Source organism: Neobacillus niacini (assembly GCF_030817695.1).
Classification (GTDB): Bacteria; Bacillota; Bacilli; order Bacillales; family Cytobacillaceae; genus Neobacillus; species Neobacillus niacini_F.
In genome coordinates this window covers 1803032-1824233 of record NZ_JAUSZQ010000002.1, presented here as the reverse complement: position 1 = coordinate 1824233, position 21202 = coordinate 1803032, and the positions used below count along the sequence as shown (strand labels likewise).

Annotated in this window: 16 protein-coding genes, 1 other RNA gene and 1 other annotated feature; of the genes, 2 read left to right on the top strand and 15 right to left on the bottom strand. The window is 39.7% G+C overall.

Features of this window, described 5'->3' with window-relative positions:
* Positions 1–9: 9 nt before the first annotated feature.
* From QFZ28_RS09290 to cymR, 6 genes are all read right to left on the bottom strand, one after another.
* Entirely contained in the window at positions 10–525 is a 516-nt protein-coding gene (locus QFZ28_RS09290; RefSeq protein ID WP_307194365.1) for a PRC-barrel domain-containing protein, read from the bottom strand.
* On the bottom strand, positions 518–2929 hold the full coding sequence (recD2, locus tag QFZ28_RS09285) for an SF1B family DNA helicase RecD2 (RefSeq protein WP_307194364.1): 2412 nt from the start codon (positions 2927–2929) through the stop codon (positions 518–520). The genes QFZ28_RS09290 and recD2 overlap by 8 nt, the downstream gene beginning before the upstream one ends.
* A 34-nt stretch (positions 2930–2963) precedes the next feature.
* The gene (locus QFZ28_RS09280) at positions 2964–3617 is read right to left on the bottom strand and encodes a tetratricopeptide repeat protein (RefSeq protein ID WP_307194363.1); all 654 of its coding nucleotides are present in this window, start codon (positions 3615–3617) and stop codon (positions 2964–2966) included.
* Between the two features lie 282 nt (positions 3618–3899).
* Positions 3900–5018: a tRNA 2-thiouridine(34) synthase MnmA gene (gene mnmA, locus QFZ28_RS09275; RefSeq protein ID WP_307194362.1), complete on the bottom strand. Its 1119-nt coding sequence runs from the start codon at positions 5016–5018 to the stop codon at positions 3900–3902.
* Between the two features lie 37 nt (positions 5019–5055).
* On the bottom strand, positions 5056–6198 hold the full coding sequence (locus tag QFZ28_RS09270; protein ID WP_307194361.1) for a cysteine desulfurase family protein: 1143 nt from the start codon (positions 6196–6198) through the stop codon (positions 5056–5058).
* 196 nt (positions 6199–6394) lie between these two features.
* Positions 6395–6814 carry a cysteine metabolism transcriptional regulator CymR gene (gene cymR / locus QFZ28_RS09265; protein ID WP_307194360.1) on the bottom strand — a complete coding sequence of 140 codons (420 nt, stop codon included), beginning with the start codon at positions 6812–6814 and terminating at the stop codon, positions 6395–6397.
* Between the two features lie 150 nt (positions 6815–6964).
* Here cymR and QFZ28_RS09260 point away from each other — a divergent pair, with 150 nt between their 5' ends.
* A complete protein-coding gene (locus tag QFZ28_RS09260) occupies positions 6965–8236 on the top strand; it encodes a replication-associated recombination protein A (protein ID WP_307194359.1) in 1272 nt (423 codons plus the stop codon).
* A 156-nt stretch (positions 8237–8392) separates the two neighbouring features.
* On the opposite strand, the gene QFZ28_RS09255 is transcribed toward QFZ28_RS09260, so the two are convergent.
* The 5 genes from QFZ28_RS09255 to QFZ28_RS09235 form a co-directional block, all read right to left on the bottom strand.
* On the bottom strand, positions 8393–9160 hold the full coding sequence (locus QFZ28_RS09255; protein ID WP_063255356.1) for a tRNA threonylcarbamoyladenosine dehydratase: 768 nt from the start codon (positions 9158–9160) through the stop codon (positions 8393–8395).
* Between the two features lie 155 nt (positions 9161–9315).
* Positions 9316–9511: non-coding RNA, 6S RNA (ssrS, locus tag QFZ28_RS09250), on the bottom strand.
* 61 nt (positions 9512–9572) lie between these two features.
* On the bottom strand, positions 9573–11351 hold the full coding sequence (gene aspS / locus QFZ28_RS09245) for an aspartate--tRNA ligase (RefSeq protein ID WP_307194358.1): 1779 nt from the start codon (positions 11349–11351) through the stop codon (positions 9573–9575).
* A gap of 15 nt (positions 11352–11366) precedes the next feature.
* On the bottom strand, positions 11367–12638 hold the full coding sequence (gene hisS, locus QFZ28_RS09240) for a histidine--tRNA ligase (protein WP_307194357.1): 1272 nt from the start codon (positions 12636–12638) through the stop codon (positions 11367–11369).
* Between the two features lie 78 nt (positions 12639–12716).
* Positions 12717–13008: a binding site (T-box leader), on the bottom strand.
* Positions 13009–13065: 57 nt separating this feature from the next.
* Entirely contained in the window at positions 13066–13242 is a 177-nt protein-coding gene (locus QFZ28_RS09235) for a hypothetical protein (protein WP_307194356.1), read from the bottom strand.
* A gap of 164 nt (positions 13243–13406) precedes the next feature.
* Between QFZ28_RS09235 and QFZ28_RS09230 the strand changes: the two genes are divergently transcribed.
* Complete coding sequence (locus tag QFZ28_RS09230) at positions 13407–15146, top strand: SH3 domain-containing protein (protein WP_307194355.1); 1740 nt, start codon at positions 13407–13409, stop codon at positions 15144–15146.
* A gap of 103 nt (positions 15147–15249) precedes the next feature.
* On the opposite strand, the gene dtd is transcribed toward QFZ28_RS09230, so the two are convergent.
* The 4 genes from dtd to recJ form a co-directional block, all read right to left on the bottom strand.
* Positions 15250–15693 carry a D-aminoacyl-tRNA deacylase gene (gene dtd / locus QFZ28_RS09225; protein WP_307194354.1) on the bottom strand — a complete coding sequence of 148 codons (444 nt, stop codon included), beginning with the start codon at positions 15691–15693 and terminating at the stop codon, positions 15250–15252.
* 12 nt (positions 15694–15705) lie between these two features.
* Entirely contained in the window at positions 15706–17901 is a 2196-nt protein-coding gene (locus QFZ28_RS09220; protein ID WP_307194353.1) for a RelA/SpoT family protein, read from the bottom strand.
* Between the two features lie 345 nt (positions 17902–18246).
* Positions 18247–18759, bottom strand: a complete 513-nt coding sequence (locus tag QFZ28_RS09215; RefSeq protein WP_307194352.1) for an adenine phosphoribosyltransferase — start codon at positions 18757–18759, stop codon at positions 18247–18249.
* The gene (recJ, locus tag QFZ28_RS09210) at positions 18759–21113 is read right to left on the bottom strand and encodes a single-stranded-DNA-specific exonuclease RecJ (protein ID WP_307194351.1); all 2355 of its coding nucleotides are present in this window, start codon (positions 21111–21113) and stop codon (positions 18759–18761) included. Before recJ ends, QFZ28_RS09215 begins: the two co-directional genes overlap by 1 nt.
* Between the last annotated feature and the right edge of the window lie 89 nt (positions 21114–21202).

The following is a 21202-nucleotide window of genomic DNA, read 5'->3' as shown; positions in this document are numbered from 1 at the left end:
AAGAACACCTCACGTATGATTAACGTCTACGATGATGGCATCCTTTCCGATCGCAGGGGGCTTCTCGGATTGTATAATCTGTTTCCCTTCCGTTATATCTGAAAAGAAACCATCCGTAATTTCGTACCCTACGATTGTGCCCAATTCCTCATGAAAATATACATCCTCTAACAATCCTAGTGACTCTCCGCTTTTGGATATAAGCATCTTTCCATTTAGAGAGTGTTGATGGTAAAGGGTATATTCATGATTTGTTCTAAGTCTCTCTAGGGTATCATCCTCTTCAATCATGACCCCATCCCAGCCAAATGATAATACATCCTTAATGTCCAGGAAATAGGTTTGTTTGAAGAAAACGCCTTTCTTAACCATAAGGCCCTTAACTACCCCATCATTTGTAATACATAAGTCTGTAACCTCGCCAATTTTCGAACCCGTTTTGGATTCAAACACCGGCTGTCCTTTTAATAATGCAAATGTTCGCAGAGTGCCCCACCTCCTGTGAACATTTATAGTTTCAGTCATTTACCATGAAATCATAAGGTGTAAGGTTTTCCATGCCAATCATTGGGTTGACCTGCATCAGTATTTCCTCTGCAGATAATGTTGTTCCATCATCATCAGGGTCTTCATCAGGTTCTTTAACTGATATCATATCTTGGAGTTTTTGAGATAATGTGGTTTGTCTGCTTTGTTCATCTGCTCTTTCGACACCCATCCTAAGTGCTTCCTCTTCGCCACACAAGATTAGCGATTGTTTACTCCTTGTAATCGCTGTATAAATGAGGTTTCTTCTTAACATTCGAAAATAGCTTCTTGTGACGGGGAGGATGACGATTGGAAATTCACTGCCTTGCGATTTATGGACAGAACAGCAATAGGCATGTGTAATTTGATTTAGGTCTTGCCTTGTATATTCGACTTCATTTCCTTCGAATGAAATGTACACCATATCTTGTTTTTCAGTATTTTCCTTTGCATAGATGATTGAAATGATTTCTCCAATATCGCCGTTGAAAACATTGCTTTCTGGCTGGTTAACGAGCTGGAGCACTTTATCACCAATGCGATATTTCACATCACCAAATGCAAGTTCCTTACGTGTGCCGTCTGGGTTAGGATTAAAAATTTCCTGCAGCAGTACGTTTAAGCGGTCAATACCTGCCGGACCTCTGTACATCGGTGCTAACACTTGAATATCCTTAGCGGAATACCCTTTACTTTTGGCATTTAACGCAACCTTTTCAATTACCTGAGGGATCTGCGGTGTTGAACATCTTATAAAAGAACGGTCAGGCTGCTTCATGGTCACATTAGCTGGCAAATATCCTTTTTTTATATCATGAGCCAGTTCAATAATCGAAGATCCTTCCGCCTGGCGATAAATATCCGTTAATCTTACCGTCGGGACAACCTCTGATTTCAATAAATCCTTCAGTACTTGACCTGGCCCAACTGATGGCAGCTGGTCCTCATCACCGACGAGAATGACTTGAATATTTTCTGGCAGTGTTTTAAACAATTGATTGGCTAACCAAATATCTAACATTGAAGTTTCATCAACAATAATAATTTTACCTTCAAGTGGACTTCCTTCATCATGATCCAAACTTTCAGTACCATTAAAGCCAAGTAAACGGTGGATTGTAACCGCTGGTAGACCAGTTGATTCACTCATTCGTTTTGCGGCTCTTCCTGTTGGTGCTGCGAGTAAGAAAGGAAAGGGTTCGCCCTTTTGATGATAATCCTTAGGTTCTAATGAACAGCCATGTAATTCGGCATAAAGCTCGACTATCCCTTTAATAACAGTTGTTTTACCTGTTCCTGGACCCCCTGTAAGAATTAGCATTGGGGACATTAACGCTGTTTGGATTGCTTCCTTCTGTGTTGGAGCATATTGTACATTTAGTCTTTCCTCAAGATTCCCTAACGCCAGCAAAAATTCAGACTCAGGAAATTGATCTTTGTATTGTGTTTGTTCAAGTATTCTTTTAATACTTGTTACTAAGCCTTTTTCAGCAAAATACAAAGAAGGCAAATAGACGCGCTTTTCCTCACCAACTAGTTTTCCCTCTTCTTCAAGTTTCAAAATCTCTGTAGAAATATCGGTGAATTCAATTTGGTCACGTTTATTTTCTTCTAACAGGTTTTTAACCTGTATCAGTAAATCCTCTACATGCATATATACATGTCCTGTCTGCATGCTTTCGTTTTCCAGTGAATAAAGACAGGCTGCCTTTATTCTGTCTGGATGATTCCCTGAGATTCCAAGTTGATAGCCCAGCTCGTCAGCCCGCCCAAACCCAATCCCCTCAATATCTTCTACAAGTTTATAGGGATTCTTTTGAATAATATCGAGGGTTTGATCTTTATACGTTTGATACATTCTCATTGAAAGCTGCGGTCCAAATCCATATTGATTTAAAGCGACCATGACCTGCTCGAGACCCTGGTGCTCCATCAAGGTATCGTAGAGCATTTTTGCTTTGTCAGGAGGAAGCTTTGGAACAGAATCAAGTAAGGAAGGTTGATTTAGAATTTTTGAAATTGCATTTTCTCCTAATGTTTCAACTATATTTTCTGCTGTTTTCTTCCCAATCCCTTTAAACATTTCACTTGATAAATAAGCAGCTACACCTTGCTTGGTTTGAGGAATGTCTTTACGAAAATGCTTCGTTTGGAATTGCATGCCAAACTTCGGGTGGTCCTTAAACTCACCAAAGAAAATATAGGTTTCATGCTCATGAATCTTTGGAAAATAGCCGGTGATTACCGCTTCCTTGTCTTCATACTCATGATTGGTTTCTTCGACACGAATTCTTAATACCGTGTAAAGATTTTGCTCATTATGAAAAATTGTAACTAAGTGTTTTCCTTTTACAAACTTCCCTTGCTCAGCAAATAAATCCAGCGAGCTTTGCTTGTCCACGGGTGCTTCCTCCTTTCTATTTTTTGAAATTGGGTTATTTTGCTGATTCTATCAATTTTTTTGCATGTCCTGCTAACAAATGATCCGGTTGAATCTCAAGTGCTTTATCAAACATGGCAAATGCTTTATCTGCTTTTTCTTTAAAGGCATAGGATACACCTAGATTATAAAGGGCGTCGGTATGCTCCTGATCCAGTTCAATACATTTTTCGAATTGAATAATCGCCTCATCTATTAGTTCTAATTGTGCGAGACATAATCCATACTGAAAGCGTGCTTCCGCATCTTCCTCATTTAGTTCGACACTTCTTTGTAAATAGGGCAGTGCAAATTTACCTTGATCAAGCTGTACCAGGGTCAGCCCTAGCATGAAATAATTATCACTTGTGTGAAGACCTTTTTTCATTGCCGTTTCATACATCTTTTTAGCCTGGTCAAATTCGTCGTTACTAAAATATATTGTACCAGCACTATAGTAAGCCGCTGCAGTATTTTCATCTAATTGAATGGCCTTTTCGTAAAATTTCAATGCTTTCTCATCATCGCCTACAGCGGAAAGCACGTTGCCAAAATTTATGTATGCTATCGGATCTTGTGGGTTTTCTTCAATTACCTCATTAAAGACTTTCGCAGCCTCTTCCCACTTGCCTTCTTGCATGTATTGAACACCTAGTTGGTTTTTATCCATGTTACTATCACTCCGTTCTAATTTTAGAGTATACCATAAATCAGTATATTTTCTGTATAGAATGTGATGGCCTATCAAGCAGTTTTCTGGTATTTTTTGGTTAAAAGTACAAAACCCCTTGAAAAAAGTCCAAAAGGTATTAAAAATAGTCCAAAACCCTTTGAAAATAGTCCATAAACCACTAAAAATAGTCCATAACCCTATTAAAAAAGTCCAAAACTCAATCCAATTAAAAATTTGCGGGCAAAAAATCCCCGATTCCAGATGGAATCAGGGATTTTTCTAGCCAACATATGTCAAACGTTGTCCATCTTTGTAAACTTCATCGATGGTACCGCCGCCTAAACACTCGTCACCATTGTAAAATACAACTGCCTGTCCAGGGGTAACCGCCCGAATTGGTTCATCAAAGATTACTTTCACTTTATTGTCGTCCATAAGCTGTACCGTTACTTTATTGTCATCCTGGCGGTAACGGAATTTAGCTGTACATGTAAACTCAGATGGCTTCTCCCGATTGGATACCCAGCTTACGTTATCAGCAATAATTGAGTCAGAATAAAGTTTTTCATTATGAAAGCCTTGTCCGACGTAAAGGACATTTCTATTTAAATCCTTGCCAATCGCAAACCATGGCTCACCTGAACCGCCAATTCCTAACCCATGACGCTGCCCGATGGTATGGTACATCAAACCTTCATGCTTACCCTTTACCTCTCCATCCATTGTTTCCATGTTTCCCGGCTGAGCTGGAAGGTATTGTCCAAGGAACTCTTTAAAGTTACGTTCCCCGATAAAACAGATCCCGGTGCTATCTTTTTTTGTCGCAGTTGCCAAATTTGCTTCTTTGGCAATTTCACGCACTCTAGATTTCTCAAGATTACCGATTGGAAACATAACTTTACTTAGCTGCTCTTGATTTAATTGATTTAAGAAATAAGTCTGATCCTTATTTTCATCTTTACCGCGGAGCATTTTGTATTCGCCATCCCGGTATTCCACTTGCGCATAGTGACCTGTTGCTAAATAATCTGCACCCAAGTTCACTGCATGCTCTAGAAAAGCTTTAAACTTAATTTCTTTATTACACATAACATCAGGATTTGGCGTCCTTCCTGCCTTGTATTCATCTAAAAAATAAGTGAATACCTTGTCCCAATATTGTTTTTCAAAATTAACTGCATAATAAGGGATACCGATTTGATTACAAACACGTATTACATCGTTATAATCCTCAGTTGCAGTACAAAATCCAGTATCGTCCGTATCATCCCAGTTTTTCATGAAGATTCCGATGACATCATAGCCTTGCTGTTTCAACAACAATGCGGCGACAGAGGAGTCAACGCCTCCTGACATACCGACAACCACTCGGATATCTTTTGGTTCTCTTTTTTCCATTGTTCTCACCTCTCTTACCTTTAAAAATGTCGTGCATTTATTTTTTCAGACGAGATACAATTCTTGCCGTTTCTTCAGCTGTTTTAATGATTTGGTCTTCTGTTGTGTTAAAACCAAAGCTGAAACGGATGGAATTAATCAGCACATCTGATTCTTTACCAAACATGGCAACCAGGACATGTGAAGGTTCAATCGAACCTGCAGTGCATGCAGAACCACTTGAAACAGCTATACCTGCTAAATCAAGATTCACCAGCATTGCTTCCACGTTTGTTCCCGGAAAGCTTAAGTTTAATACATGTGGCAATGAATGTTCAAGTAATCCGTTTAGGGAAAAATCAATATGATGTTCAGTCAAGTGATTTATAAAGTTTTTCTTAAATCCTTGATATATTTCCCTTTTCACTAATCGTTCTTCAGAGGCGATTTTTACAGCTTCTTGAAACCCAACAATGGCTGCAACATTTTCCGTACCAGCTCGTCTTTTTCGTTCCTGCTCGCCGCCATAGGCACGAGGTACTAATTTGACCTTGTCACGGACATAGAGGAATCCAGTCCCTTTTGGACCGTTTATCTTATGTGCGGAAACAGCTAATAAATCTACATTCAGTTCTTCCACATTTATTTCTTCAATTCCATAGGCTTGGACTGCATCACTGTGAAACAATGCCTGATGAGACTTGAGGAGCTCGCCAATTTCCTTAATAGGCTGTATGGTTCCCACTTCATTATTTCCGTACATAACGGATACAAGGATGGTATCATCCCTTAAGGCCCCGCGTAGGTCATCAAGTGAGATTACCCCTGTTTGATTTACTGGTAAATAAGTTACCTCAAAGCCCATTTTTTCTAAACGTTGGCAGGCATGGAGCACAGCATGATGTTCTATTTGAGTAGTGATAATGTGCTTACCTTTATGCTGATTGCTTTCGGCAGCTCCAAATAAGGCCATATTATCTGCTTCCGTACCACCGCTGGTAAAAATAATTTCATTTTCCTTCGCGCCAATACTCCTAGCCAACGTTTCTCGTGCTAAATCGATATAGTGCCGTGCTTCCCGTCCAAAGGAATGAATGCTAGATGGATTACCAAAGTTGTTGTTCATGACTTCCATCATTTTTTCAATTACCCTTGGGTGCATGGGAGTTGTAGCAGCATGGTCAAGATAGATTCTTTCCATCGTTCCACCTTCAATCAAAATAATTCTCTATTCTACTGTTAACATTAAATATGGCTCTTTTCTTAACCAGTATTGCTTTTTCGAACAAAATTTATTAAGAAAATGAGCCTGCAAACTAGATTCATAAGCACAAAACAACTGTTTCCACGTTAAAATCGGCTTTAAGATTTTAACAACAATCATTACAAAAACAGCCTTAAATGTAAAACATATAACCGTCTGTTTCTGTATCGCTGCTATGACTTGCTAGATCATCGAGAGTAGTATTGTCGAGAACAGATTTAATCGCATCACGAATCCGTATCCAAAGCTCCCGCTGTGCAGGCTCCTCATCCTCAATACCTTCTACAAGTGTAATCGGTCCTTCGAGTACACGAATGACATCACCAGCAGTAATTTTAGTTGGAGAATCAGCAAGTATATAACCACCATAAGCACCGCGGATACTTTTCACTAAGCCCGCATTCCTTAAAGGAGCGATGAGCTGTTCAAGATAATGCTCAGATAAGTCGTTTGCTTGGGCAATCGTTTTTAATGATGTTGGCCCTTCCCCTTGATTTTTAGCAAGTTCAATCATGATCGTTAATCCGTAGCGTCCCTTTGTTGAAATTCTCATTTTTTACACCTCTATTATTTTAAATTCATTTTAAATACAAAGTAATTTGATAGGCATTAGCAATTATATCATATTGTACTTTAATATGCTTTTCGATGAGAAAATGGTAGAGTTAAATGGAACTTTATTTTTTAGTTGGAGAGATGAAGTATGCAGCAAAAGCCGCTTGCATTTCGAATGCGCCCTAGAACAATTGAAGAGATTGTCGGACAACAGCACCTGGTGGGAGAAGATAAAATCATTACCCGTATGGTAAAAGCAAAACAGCTGACATCAATGATTTTATATGGACCGCCAGGCATCGGTAAAACCTCGATTGCAAGTGCAATCGCCGGCAGTACAAAATATGCCTTCCGTACACTTAACGCGGTCACAAACAATAAAAAGGACATGGAAATCGTTGCTGCAGAAGCAAAAATGTCGGGAAAAGTAATTCTGCTACTGGATGAAGTCCATCGACTTGATAAAGGAAAACAGGATTTCCTCTTACCTTTTTTAGAAAATGGCATGATTACTCTTATTGGTGCCACAACGAGTAACCCATATCATGCGATTAATCCCGCCATTCGCAGCCGCTGTCAAATCTTCGAGCTCAAACCATTAACAGCTGATGAAATCAAACTTGCTTTAATCCGTGCTATCGAGGACGAAGAGCGCGGTTTCGGAAAGCTAAAGATTAATATAACCGAAGAGGCGTTAACTCATTTTGCGAGTGGCACGAATGGAGATGTTCGCAGCTCATTAAATGCACTAGAACTCGCCGTCCTTTCGACGGACAAAGATGAGGAGGAAGTCATCCACATCGATATTAAAAGTGCTGAAGAATGTATGCAAAAGAAAAGTTATAGCTCTGATAAAGATGGTGATGGTCATTATGATGTGCTTTCTGCATTTCAAAAGTCAATTCGAGGAAGTGATGTGAATGCCGCCCTGCATTATCTTGGAAGATTAATTGAAGCAGGCGATCTTCAAAGTATTAGCAGAAGATTACTCGTAATCGCCTACGAAGATGTTGGTCTAGCCAGTCCACAGGCAGGTGCACGGACATTAGCCGCTATAGAAACTTCGGAGAGAATAGGTTTTCCTGAAGCTAGAATTCCCTTAGCTAACGCCGTAATCGAGTTATGTTTATCGCCGAAATCCAACTCAGCGGTAATAGCAATCAGTGAAGCAATTTCCGATATTCAAAAAGGAAATATTGGTGAGGTACCGGATCATTTGCGTGACGCTCACTATAAAGGGGCACAAGAGCTGGGAAGAGGAATTGGATATTTATATCCACATGATTATGAATCCGGCTGGGTGCCTCAGCAATATCTGCCTAACAAATTAAAAAACAAGCAATATTATCAGCCAAAGAAAACAGGTAAATTTGAACAGGCACTCGCCACCGTCTATGAAAAATTAACACGAAAAAAATAACCTCTAGGGAGCTCCCCAGAGGTTATTCGTTGTTCGTTGAGGAGGATATTTAAGTTGATTGCAATAACGAAGTATCGAAAACATCAGGGTTTGGGACTCTCCTCGCCAGCGTTGGTTGTAATAAAAAGCCCCGAACATTATGTTCGGGGATAGCAATTATTTTTCATCCGCTACACGTGTAATTTTAATATCTGCTAGCAACTGTCTTACCACATAGCTGGCCATGATTAATCCGCAGGCAGACGGAACAAAGGCATTCGAGGATGGCGGCATTTGTGCTTTACGTATTGGCGCGTTCGCATTTCCAACCTCTTTCTTAACATCTTCACGAATGACAATTGGACTTTCGTCAGAGAAAACCACTGGAATGCCCTTGTGGATTCTTTCTTTACGAAGCTTCGTGCGGATTACTTTAGCGATTGGGTCTGTATGCGTTTTTGAAATATCGGCAATCTTAAAGCGGGTTGGGTCCATTTTGTTGGCTGCACCCATACTTGAGATAATTGGGATATTTCTTTTTAAACATTCTTTCATGAGGTGGATTTTATAAATAATAGTATCAGAAGCGTCAACGACAAAGTCTAAACCATGGCTAAAGAATTCTTCATATGTCTCTTCTGTATAAAACATTTTTAAAGCGATAACTTCACAATCGGGATTAATGTCTTTAATTCGTTCTTTCATGAGTTCGGCTTTAGGTTGTCCAACCGTGGACAGGAGTGCGATGAGCTGACGGTTTACATTCGTGATATCAACTGTATCTTTATCAACTAGTATCAGGCGGCCTACACCGGAGCGTGCTAGTGCTTCAGCAGCAAATGAGCCAACACCGCCGATACCTAAAACAGCGACGGTACTGTTTTTCATGATATCTAAGCCTTCTTTACCAATGGCAAGTTCATTACGAGAAAATTGATGCAGCATGTGGATCCTCCAGAAATTAAAATTCGACTTATCTATATCTTTTACCCTAAAAAAATATAACATACTCCCCTATAAATTCAAGTATATCAATAGGGATTATTAGATAAACAGAAAAATAAAAATAGCCCCCTGCTTGAGCAGGAGACTATTTTTATAAGGGTCCCAATGGTGCCGTCGCGCTTAGTTCCTTCTTTTGATCCCGCCACTCTCGCAGGTGGGTGTCTTATTCCAAGTTTTTGTAAGTCCCTTTAACCGTATAGGTTGAGGCTTTTACGCAGTTTGAAAACGCAGACTCCCGAAGAAATAATGTTGGTCAAAAGTTAGGTAATACAACGTACATTTCAGGACACTTATTTGATTAACTTAATAATACCATAAAGTATTAAACCATTCAAGGTTTCATGAAAGCGTTTTATTGACTTTTATTATTAACGTTTAGTGACAGATGAAGTTCTTTTAATTGGGCTTCAGAAACAGTACCCGGTGCGTCAGTCAACAAGTCGCTGGCACTAGCCGTTTTTGGAAATGCAATGGTATCACGCAGGTTAGAGCTGCCTGCGAGCAGCATGACCAACCGGTCTAAACCAAGGGCAATCCCACCATGAGGCGGTGTACCATATTCGAAAGCGTTCAATAAGAAACCAAATTGCTCCTGCGCTTCTTCAGGTGAGAATCCAAGAACCTTAAACATTTTTTCCTGAACTGAACGTTCAAAAATTCTTAATGAACCTCCTCCAAGCTCATACCCATTTAATACAAGGTCATAGGCCTGGGCCCGAACTCTAGCAGGATCTGTATCTAAGTATGGAAGGTCCTCTCTGACCGGCATCGTGAATGGATGGTGAGCAGCATAATAACGACCTTCTTCTTCCCCATATTCAAGTAATGGCCAATCAGTAATCCATAGGAAATTAAACCTGCTTTGATCAATTAAACCTAATTCTTTACCCAGCTTTAACCGCAGCGCTCCCAAGGCGTCAGCAACAACATTTTTCTTGTCTGCTACAAATAGGAGTAGGTCACCTTCATTCGCATCTAAGACCGTTCTTAAAGCTTTCGCATCCTCATCTGCGAAGAATTTAGCAATCGGACCTTTTAATCCCTCTGCGTCTACCTTCAGCCATGCAAGACCTTTAGCCCCATAAACTCCCACAAATTCTGTTAATGCATCAATATCCTTACGAGAGTATTTTTCAGCAGCACCTTTTACGTTAATACCCTTTACTTGACCGCCATTTGCAACTGCAGCAGCAAAGACTTTAAAGCCTGACTCCTTAACGACTTCAGAAAGGTCTACCAGCTCTAGTCCAAAACGAGTATCTGGCTTATCAGAGCCAAATCGGCTCATAGCCTCATCATATGTCATTCGTGGAAACGGAGCAGGAATATCAAGCCCTTTTACTTCCTTCATTAACCCAGTCATCATTTTTTCCATTAAGCCCAAGATATCCTCTTGACCAAGGAAACTTGTTTCAATATCGATTTGTGTAAACTCTGGCTGACGGTCGGCACGTAAATCTTCATCACGGAAACAGCGGGCAATTTGATAGTAACGCTCAATTCCGCCGAGCATTAGTAACTGCTTGAATAACTGTGGTGATTGTGGAAGTGCATAGAACTCACCTGGATGAACGCGGCTCGGTACGAGATAGTCGCGTGCTCCTTCTGGTGTGCTCTTTGTTAAGATTGGTGTTTCAATATCTAAAAATCCTTCAGAATCAAGGAAATCTCTTATATGCTTCGTTACTTGATGACGCATTTTTAATGTTTCAAAAATCACCGGACGACGGAAGTCTAAATAACGATATTTCAGGCGCACATCTTCAGATGCTTCTGTTTTATCAGAAATCATAAATGGCGGTGTTTTTGCTTCGTTAATGATGGTTACCACTTCAGCTTGAACTTCAATTTTCCCGGTTTTTAAATTAGGATTTATCGTTCCAGCATCACGGCTAATTACCGTTCCTTGGATATCCAGCACATATTCACTGCGAACCTTCTCAGCAGTTTCCAATGCTTCTTTTGATACATCCGGATTGAAAACAACTTGAACTATACCTGAACGATCGCGCAGATCGATAAAAATTAATCCACCCAGGTCCCGGCGTTTTGAGACCCAGCCTTTAAGCGTTACTTTTTCACCAATGGCTGTCTCTGGAACATCGCCACAAAAATACGTTCTCCCATACATGAAGATTCTCTCCTTTTATCTCTTATTTTCTTGAAAATATTCTACAAACTGTGTTAAAGCAATTTCCACTTGCTCACCAGTAGCCATATTTTTTAGATTAATTTTATTATTCGAAAGCTCTTCGTCACCTAGAACAGCAACATATTTTGCGTTTAGACGATCAGCTGCTTTAAATTGTGCTTTAATCTTTCGGTTTAAATAATCTCGTTCTGCAGAAACACCTGCAAGTCGAAGTTTCTGCAGCAGTCCTACAGTATAATCCTTGGCTTCTTCACCTAACGCAGCGAGATAACAATCAATGCCTTGATTTATTTCTAGTTCAATTCCTTCCGCATTGAGTGCAGCAATGAAGCGTTCAATACTCATAGCAAACCCAATTCCCGGAGTTTCAGGTCCGCCCATTTCTTCAGCTAAACCGTTATAACGTCCGCCGCCGCATAATGTGGTAATGGCACCAAAGCCCTCTGCGTCACTCATAATTTCAAAAGCAGTATGATTATAATAATCCAATCCTCGTACTAAATTGGGATCCACAACAAACTCAATCTCTAACTGTGTTAAATAATGCTGTAATTTTTCAAAATACGCCTTAGAATCATCGTTTAGATAATCTATAATCGATGGCGCAGTTTTCATTAATTCGTGATTGTGGTCCTGTTTACAATCGAGAATCCGTAAAGGATTTTTTTCCAGTCGATTTTGACAATCATGGCAAAACTCTCCGATTCTCGGCTGAAAGTGATTGACTAATGCATTGCGGTGAGCGGTTCTGCTCTCCTTATCTCCAAGACTATTGATCACAAGCTTTAGCTTTTTCAAGCCCATTTCCTTGTATAAATTCATTGCAAGAGATATAACTTCTGCATCAATTGCCGGGTCGTTACTGCCTAGTGCTTCGATACCAAATTGAACAAATTGGCGGAAACGTCCTGCTTGCGGGCGTTCGTAGCGGAACATCGGTCCCATATAATAAAGCTTAACCGGCTGATTTGGGTATCCAAACATCTTTTTCTCAACAAACGACCGTACTACAGCAGCAGTACCCTCTGGTCTTAGTGTAAGACTGCGGCCGCCGCGATCATCAAATGTGTACATTTCTTTCTGGACAATATCAGTGGTATCACCTACACCGCGAGCAAATAGATCGGTATGTTCAAAGATCGGAGTCCGAATTTCTTGATATTGATATTTCTCACAAAGCTCTCTCGCTTTTGCTTCAATCAGCTGCCATTTTTCTACCTCTCCAGGCAGAATGTCCTGCGTGCCTCTTGGAATGCTAATCGACATAGCACTATTCCTCCTAACAGTTACTTTTTATGTAAAAATTTCTATAAAAACAAAAAACTCCCGTCCCTTGTAATAAATACAAGGGACGAGAGTTATATTCCCGCGGTGCCACCCTAGTTGAAGGCATATAAAAGTATGCACTTCCTCTTTTACAGTTAACGCCTGCTCACGTTCTTATCCTACTAAAGGCGGAATCGATTCCAATTAAAATCGCTTCCTAGTCGGACCATTACCGACTAGCGTTTCCTTTTTCAGAGAGAAGCCTACGGAGTGTTCATTCATTAAGAATCATGTAGAAATGCTTTCAGCCGCGGCATTTCCTCTCTTTTCATGTTTTGCCTTAATTACTATGCTCCATCATTGGTTATTTCCATGTGTTTTTATTTATATAATATTACGGAGCATTGAATCCAATGTCAAGAAGGATTTAGGATCTTTCCAAATGTTTTTTCAACTTTCTAACATCACCGATCGTTAGTCCAAATTCGGAGGCAAGCTCAAACGTTGTATTATGCTGCTCACTTTGAATAAAATCATGAAAATCCACACCAAATAGCCTGCTGTCCATTGATTGGATGTTGTTTGCTTTATCGCTCGATCTCATCGCCCATCACCTCGCAAAAATCACTATAGTTGTTATTATTTCCAACCAGCGTAAAAACTTACATGTCATAGAAAAATTTCAAAATAGTAGATATTTAACATTTAAGGAATGATTTCCATGCCCTTTTACGATAAAATGAAAGATATTGTGAAGGGAGAGAGAGAATGATAAAGAGATTTATACTATTATTAGTATGTGTCACGCTTTTCTTCGGAGTATTCCTTCCGCAAGATATTGGTGTGGCAGCAAATGATACCGTGACAATAGCTGAAGACACAGTTAATGTCCGTAATGGTCCTGGCTTAAGCTACCAGCTTGTGAAACAAGTAAAAAGAGGAGATAAATTCACAATTATTAAAGAGCAAAGCGATTGGGTACAAATTCAGCTTTCTGCCGCGAAAACAGGCTGGGTAGCCAATTGGGTCGTAACCAAAACAACAAACGGAGCGACTGCAACTGGTTCTAGCAACTTAAATAAAAACACTGCTGAAGCAAATACCAATCAATTACGGGTGCGTACGGGACCAGGAACTAATTTTCGTATCAGCGGATATTTAAATAAGGGACAAGCTGTGAGTGTAATAGATGATAATGAAAACTGGATAAAAATATCCGCAGGCTTTGGGGAAGGCTGGGTTACTCGAGAATACCTAGATTTCAACGATAAATCTACTAATACATCTAAAGAGGATAATAATTTATCCATCGATACGGGTAAGGTTACAGATACATTGAATGTCCGGAATGAACCTTCTACTACAGGACAAGTGATTGGGAAACTAGAAAAAGGGACTTCTATAAGTATATATTCACAAAAGAATAATTGGATTGAAATAAAGTACGCAAACCAAAGTGCGTGGATTAGTGGTGATTATGTTCAAATCGGAACCGAAAATCAGCAAACCAATCCTGCAAACGGAACAATTGGGACAGTAACTGCAAGCACTCTAAGTGTCCGCAGCGATTCTTCCTTAAATTCAACCATTATTGGTTCCATTACAAAGGGCCAGAAGTTCACCATACTGGATGAAAAAAATAACTGGTACCAAATTGAATACAAACCTGGAAAAATAGGCTGGGCAGCAGGCTGGTATTTCAACAAGGATAAAGCAAGTACCACCGAGCTTGCTAAAGACAGTAAAGTTACCATACTACATAATGGAACAAATATCAGGAAGGACCCTAGCGTTCAATCAAACGTGCTTCTACGAGCCAATGAAGGAGAATCCTTTCCAATAAGCAGTGTTCAGAATGATTGGTACGAGATTACATTGCCAAACGGAACAAAAGGTTTTATTGCTGGATGGCTCGTAACAACCAATGGAACTGGACCTGGAATTGATAAACAAGGGGCGGAGGCTTATTTAAGAGCCAAGACCATAGTCATTGACCCTGGGCATGGTGGAATTGATAGTGGGACTACTGGTACAGGCGGCACACTTGAAAAAGAATTAACGCTGCGTACTGCTCAACTTTTATCTGATAAGTTAAAGGCGGCTGGAGCCAATGTTTTTCTTACAAGAAGCAATGATACCTTTCTCCCGCTTCCATCAAGAGTGAGATTAGCAAATGTTCATCAGTCAGATGCGTTTTTAAGCTTACATTATGATAGTAATCTAGATCGAAGCGTCCGGGGGACGACAGGCTATTACTATCATGATTATCAAAAAAAATTCGCCGAATATGTTTATAATTCAACCAATGCTCAAACTAGGTTAAAAAGCCGCGGTGTCCGTTCGGGTGATTACCATGTCATTCGAGAGAATAAACGGCAAGCGGTACTTATGGAACTGGGCTACCTAAGTAATTCAGCGGAGGAAATGACCCTAACATCAGTGCAATTCCAAGAAAATGCAGCAACAGGTTTGTATAATGGACTGGCCCGATACTTTAAGGAACAGTAAGAAAAGGAGAAGCTTCTAGGGAAAAATGCAGTTCAATAGTTCCTAGGCGTCATAAAGCTGGTCATAAAAAAATGCTTGGCAGCTATAAAGTGCCAAGCATTTTTTAACCTTTACTCTCTACAATTAGTGTAACGGGACCATCGTTGATTAGTTCGACATCCATCATCGCCCCAAAGATACCTGTTTCAACCTTGATACCTTTTTCACGTAATAAACCATTAAATCTATCATATAATAGGTTTGCCTGTTCTGGTCTTGCAGCTTCCATAAAATTAGGTCTTCTTCCTTTACGGCAATCACCATACAAGGTAAATTGCGAGACAGAAAGAATTTCACCACCAACATCTAATAAAGATAAATTCATCTTTCCAGCCTCATCTTCAAATATCCGTAGGTTTGCAATTTTATCTGCTAAAAAAGCTGCATCTTCTTCTGTATCCTGATGTGTTACCCCCACAAGGAGGACAAGACCTTTAGAAATTTGTCCAGTAATCTTTTCGTTAACTGTTACCTGAGCTTTTTTACTGCGCTGTACAACAACTCGCATTTTAGTAACTCCCTAATTCATAATCCGGCGAACCGAATAAATATCTGGTATCTGTTTAATCCTATCAACCACTTTTTGCAAATGACTAACATTGTGAATAGCAATAGACATAATGATTGTCGCCATTTTATTACGGTCAGATCGGCCAGAAACAGCTGAAATATTGGTTTTTGTTTCATTTACTGCCTGCAGAACCTCATTCAGTAAACCACGGCGGTCGTAACCACTAATCTCGATATCCACATTATATTCTTTCCGGTCATTTAAAGAGGATTCCCATTCAACAGGAATTAACCTAGTCTGTGCGTCGTTAGAATCAATATTTGTACAATCGGCACGATGAACTGAAACACCGCGTCCCTTTGTAATGAAACCAACAATTTCGTCACCTGGAACAGGATTACAGCATCGTGATAAGCGGATCAATAAATTATCAATTCCTGCAACACGCACACCGGACTCTCGTTTTTTCGTAGAAGGAAATGCCTTCATATCAGAAATAGCATTTGTGATCGTAGCCGATTGCTCCTGATCCCGTTTTTTACGCCATTTCTCAGTTAAGCGATTAGCCACCTGCAGTGCAGTTACACCATTATAGCCGACCGCCGCATACATATCGTCTTCGTTGGCAAAATTAAACTTTTCAGCTACCTTTTTCAAATTATCAGCCGTTAGAATCTCTTTTAAGTCAAATTCCATTGCGCGGATTTCTTTTTCTACAAGTTCTCTGCCTTTATCGACATTTTCATCGCGGCGCTGCTTCTTAAAAAAGGCACGTATTTTGTTCTTTGCCTGTGAAGTTTGTGCAAGTTTTAACCAGTCCTGACTTGGTCCATAAGAATGCTTAGATGTAAGAATTTCGATAATGTCACCCGTCTTGAGTCGATAATCCAGCGTGACCATTTTACCGTTCACTTTCGCCCCTATCGTTTTATTCCCGATTTCAGAGTGAATTCGGTAAGCAAAATCAATCGGAACTGAGCCAGACGGTAATTCAATTACATCTCCTTTTGGTGTAAAAACAAAAACCATGTCAGAGAATAAATCGATTTTTAATGACTCCATAAACTCCTCTGCATTCGCAGTATCATTTTGGAATTCAAGGATTTCTCTAAACCAAGTTAATTTTTGTTCATAAGAAGTAGTATCAGCCAGTGCTTTCCCTTCTTTATAGGCCCAGTGGGCGGCAATACCAAATTCTGCAATTCTGTGCATTTCTGACGTACGAATTTGAACCTCCAGCGGATCACCCTTAGGACCAATGACCGTTGTATGAAGAGATTGGTACATATTCGGCTTCGGCATCGCAATATAGTCTTTAAAACGCCCTGGCATAGGTTTCCAACACGTATGGATGATTCCTAGTACAGCGTAGCAATCCTTAATACTATTTACTACTATTCGAACAGCAAGTAAATCATAGATTTCACTAAACTGTTTATTTTGCTGAACCATTTTTCGGTAAATGCTATAGATATGCTTTGGTCTTCCAGAAAGCTCCGCATTAATGGACACTTCTTTCATTCTACTGCGAACCTCGTCCATTACATCAACTAAGTATTGTTCCCGTTCTGCACGCTTCTTCTTCATCAGGTTAACAATACGGTAATATTGCTGTGGATTTAAGTATCTTAATGCAGTGTCTTCCAGCTCCCATTTAATCTTAGAAATACCAAGACGATGGGCCAAAGGTGCAAAGATTTCAAGTGTTTCATTTGAAATCCGGCGCTGCTTTTCAACAGGAAGGTGCTTAAGCGTCCTCATATTATGCAAACGATCAGCAAGCTTAATCAAAATAACGCGGATATCCTGAGCCATAGCCACAAACATTTTTCTGTGGTTCTCTGCCTGCTGTTCCTCGTGTGATTTATATTTAATTTTTCCTAATTTCGTAACCCCGTCGACAAGCATGGCCACTTCGTCATTAAATTCCACCTCGATGTCCTTTAAGGTAACATCAGTGTCTTCAACGACGTCATGTAGAAAACCAGCGGCAACCGTTGCCGGATCCATCTCCAAATCTGCCAGAATTCCGGCAACTTGAATAGGATGGATAATGTATGGCTCCCCTGATTTTCTATATTGTTCACGATGAGAATGTTTAGCAAATTCGTAAGCTCTTTTTACGAACTCGCAATGCTCCTCGTTTAAATAGACCCTCGTCTTGTCGATGACTTGTTCGGCGGTTAACACTTGATCGTTCGCCATAAGATCACCTTTTATTTCGTCTCATTTTTTATTAAGGCTCTTTTCAAAGAAAAGAGCTTGCAATCTAAATTTCAAGCACAAAATAGTTTGTTCCGCATTAAAATTGGCTTTAGGATTTTAACAACCCATTTTTACGAAAACAGCCTATATTATTAAATGTATCATACTCTAAACTAGTTACTAATGAATGTTTCTATTATCGAAAAAAAAAGCTTCGATGTAAAGGGATTGATATTATTTTACTGTATTTTGCGAAAAAAGTGTCGAAATATAGTAAATTCATAAAAAAATATAGCTCTCTTCTTATAACAAGAGAGCACTCATTTACGAGTGCCCTCAATACTATTAATAATTCATCAATGTCATGATGTCGTAGCCTTGAAGTTTTTTACGTCCTTCAAGGTAAGATAATTCAATCAGAAAAGCAATTCCAGCAACTACACCGCCAAGCTGTTCGACTAATTGAATTGTTGCTTCAATCGTTCCGCCTGTCGCTAACAAGTCATCCGTTATTAAAACACGTTGCCCTGGTTGAATTGCATCCTTATGAATCGTAAGGACATCGCTGCCATATTCTAATCCATAGCTTACTTTTACCGTTTCACGCGGTAATTTTCCTTCCTTACGAACAGGAGCAAAGCCAATTCCAAGAGAATAAGCTACCGGGCAGCCAATAATAAATCCTCTTGCTTCTGGCCCAACAATTAGATCAATTTGTTTATCTTTCGCATAAGCAACAATTTGATCAGTTGCATACTTATACGCGTCTCCATTGTTCATTAATGGAGTAATATCCTTGAATGAAATTCCAGGTTTCGGATAATCCGGAACGATTGCGATATATTGCTCTAAGTTCATTACTTTATTGCCTCCTCAAATGTAACTGATTCCTCAATAACCTGATCGAACCAGCTCTTTAATTGCTGAAAAGATGAAAATAATAAATCTCTTTCAAGTGCATATTGAGCCTGTTTCGTTTGGTAAGTAATCGAATCAGTAAGGTCACGCTTTTGCGATTGTTTATTCAAAGTAATAAATCCATTGTTTATTGTAACAAAATCTAGTTCAGAAAACACTTTTGACATGAAAGTTATTGTTTCCGTTGACCAGCCGCGATGTTTAGCAATTTCATCCCCATAGCGCCCGATATCAATAGGACCTTTTTTTAATAAAAATGCATAAAACCATTTAAAGTGATCTCTCGTAGGGATGGTACTAAAGAAATCGCTCGATTCTTTATGGAAATACGCATAGATCCGAGCAGGCTGCTTCCCATAAAATAAATGATGAAGGAGTTCCTTTGACGGCGGCAGGTCCACGAGAACTACATTGGCCTGGTGAGAATTGAAAGCCTTAGCCTCTGTTTCATCTTGAATTAATGCTACCTCACTCGTCAAAGCAGGATCCATTTTATCAAGCTGTTCTTTGTTAAAAATAATATATTTTCGCTTTTCATTGGGAATCGTTTTAACCATTGAGTGAATCCGTTTTACCCCGCGATAATCAAATAATTGCCATGATTCAACGGAAATATCCTGAATGAAAATTTGAGGTTTACGGATATTATTCCACTCATTAACAGCTAATTCACCAATTAACGAAATTTTTGAGGCTGGTGAAATATGGTCAACTAACGGTCCTAATCCAAAGCCAATTCCATCTAAGTTTGTACCATTTTCATTAACCATAACTTTCAAGTGATTCTGTTCTGAACCAATTTTTCTCATGGTCGATATTTGGACATTACTGATTAACACCTTCGGCTTAGGGTTGTCCATACCAAATGGAGCAAGGAGATTTAGTTCATCCAGCGAAGATAAATTAATTTCCTCCACCTTGATTTGATGGTCCAGTGTGGTAATTGGGATAAAGTCATCTTCAGTTAACTGCTCATTCGCCAGATGATTTAATCTTTGACGAAGGTCTGAAACATCTTCTAGTTTCAGCGTCATCCCGGCAGCCATAGGATGTCCTCCAAAGTGCGGTAAAATATCCCGGCATTCTGATAGATTTTTAAACAAATCAAAACCTGAAATACTTCGAGCAGAGCCTTTTGCCAAGCCTTTTTCCTTATCGAAGCTTAGGACAATTGTCGGCCGGTAAAATTTCTCCACTAATCTAGAAGCAACGATACCAATTACACCTGCATTCCAGCCTTCTTTACCAATGACAAGGACCGAATTTGAATCAATTGGATAATTTCTTTCAACCTCTTCAATGGCTTCAAGTGTAATGGAATTGACAATAGATTGCCTCGTCTTGTTTAATTCATCCATTTCTTGGGCTAGAGCTTCTGCATCGTTTGGTTCATCTGTAAGCAAAAGTTCCACAGCCATATCTGCACTTTCCAGTCTGCCGACTGCATTAATTCTAGGCGCGAGTGAAAAGCCGATGGTTTCCTCGTTAATGCTTTGTGAGTCTACACCTGCTACTTTTAATATCGCTTTTAGGCCTTTATTCTTTGTAACTTTAAGTTTTTCCAAACCTTTTTTGGCGATGAGGCGATTTTCATCTTTTAAGGAAACTAAATCGGCAATGGTGCCAATAACGGCAATTTCTAACAAATGCTCTGGGACTTCTCCATATAGGGCATGGGCTAATTTAAAAGCCACACCTACTCCAGCGAGCTCACGAAAAGGGTAGACACTATCCGGCAGTTTTGGATGAATAATCGCCAGTGCTTCAGGTAAAACAGGACCCGGCTCATGGTGATCCGTAATGATTAAATCAAGACCGATTTCTTTTGCGATGGCTGCTTCGTTTATGGCAGAAATGCCTGTATCTACAGTAATAATTAATTTGATTCCATTTTCGGCTGCACGACGAAAGGCTGGTTCGTTCGGTCCATATCCTTCCGTAAAACGATTGGGAATATAATATTGGACATTGGCACCCAAGTCTCTAAGCGTAAGCATTAGTACGGTTGTACTGCTCACACCATCTGCATCATAGTCACCAAATATTAAAATAGGTTCTTGCCGATTAATGGCTTCCCGAATTCTATTTACAGCAAAATCCATGTCTTTTAACAAATATGGATCATGAAATTGCTCTTTTCCAAATAAAAAATACCGTGCAGAATCAACGGTATCCAATCCTCGGTTGATAAGCAGCGACGCAACAAGCGGCGTAATTTTTAATTCGTTTTCGAGAGTTTTTACTAGTTGTTGATCAGATTTACGAACAACCCATCTAGTTTTCGACTTTAACATGCGTTCACCCCTCAGACTTATCTATTATACAGGAGTAAACAGGCTCTTTCAACGTAAATCTAGAATAGAAAAACCGCAGAGTTTCTGCG

What these genes read in the sequence shown, in the direction of transcription:
- QFZ28_RS09290 (WP_307194365.1), bottom strand. Translation starts at nt 525, where the DNA reads ATGACTGAAACTATAAATGTTCACAGGAGGTGGGGCACTCTGCGAACA.
- QFZ28_RS09280 (WP_307194363.1), bottom strand. Translation starts at nt 3,617, where the DNA reads ATGGATAAAAACCAACTAGGTGTTCAATACATGCAAGAAGGCAAGTGG.
- mnmA (WP_307194362.1), bottom strand. Translation starts at nt 5,018, where the DNA reads ATGGAAAAAAGAGAACCAAAAGATATCCGAGTGGTTGTCGGTATGTCA.
- QFZ28_RS09270 (WP_307194361.1), bottom strand. Translation starts at nt 6,198, where the DNA reads ATGGAAAGAATCTATCTTGACCATGCTGCTACAACTCCCATGCACCCA.
- cymR (WP_307194360.1), bottom strand. Translation starts at nt 6,814, where the DNA reads ATGAGAATTTCAACAAAGGGACGCTACGGATTAACGATCATGATTGAA.
- QFZ28_RS09260 (WP_307194359.1), top strand. Translation starts at nt 6,965, where the DNA reads ATGCAGCAAAAGCCGCTTGCATTTCGAATGCGCCCTAGAACAATTGAA.
- QFZ28_RS09255 (WP_063255356.1), bottom strand. Translation starts at nt 9,160, where the DNA reads ATGCTGCATCAATTTTCTCGTAATGAACTTGCCATTGGTAAAGAAGGC.
- aspS (WP_307194358.1), bottom strand. Translation starts at nt 11,351, where the DNA reads ATGTATGGGAGAACGTATTTTTGTGGCGATGTTCCAGAGACAGCCATT.
- hisS (WP_307194357.1), bottom strand. Translation starts at nt 12,638, where the DNA reads ATGTCGATTAGCATTCCAAGAGGCACGCAGGACATTCTGCCTGGAGAG.
- QFZ28_RS09235 (WP_307194356.1), bottom strand. Translation starts at nt 13,242, where the DNA reads ATGAGATCGAGCGATAAAGCAAACAACATCCAATCAATGGACAGCAGG.
- QFZ28_RS09230 (WP_307194355.1), top strand. Translation starts at nt 13,407, where the DNA reads ATGATAAAGAGATTTATACTATTATTAGTATGTGTCACGCTTTTCTTC.
- dtd (WP_307194354.1), bottom strand. Translation starts at nt 15,693, where the DNA reads ATGCGAGTTGTTGTACAGCGCAGTAAAAAAGCTCAGGTAACAGTTAAC.
- QFZ28_RS09220 (WP_307194353.1), bottom strand. Translation starts at nt 17,901, where the DNA reads ATGGCGAACGATCAAGTGTTAACCGCCGAACAAGTCATCGACAAGACG.
- QFZ28_RS09215 (WP_307194352.1), bottom strand. Translation starts at nt 18,759, where the DNA reads ATGAACTTAGAGCAATATATCGCAATCGTTCCGGATTATCCGAAACCT.
- recJ (WP_307194351.1), bottom strand. Translation starts at nt 21,113, where the DNA reads ATGTTAAAGTCGAAAACTAGATGGGTTGTTCGTAAATCTGATCAACAA.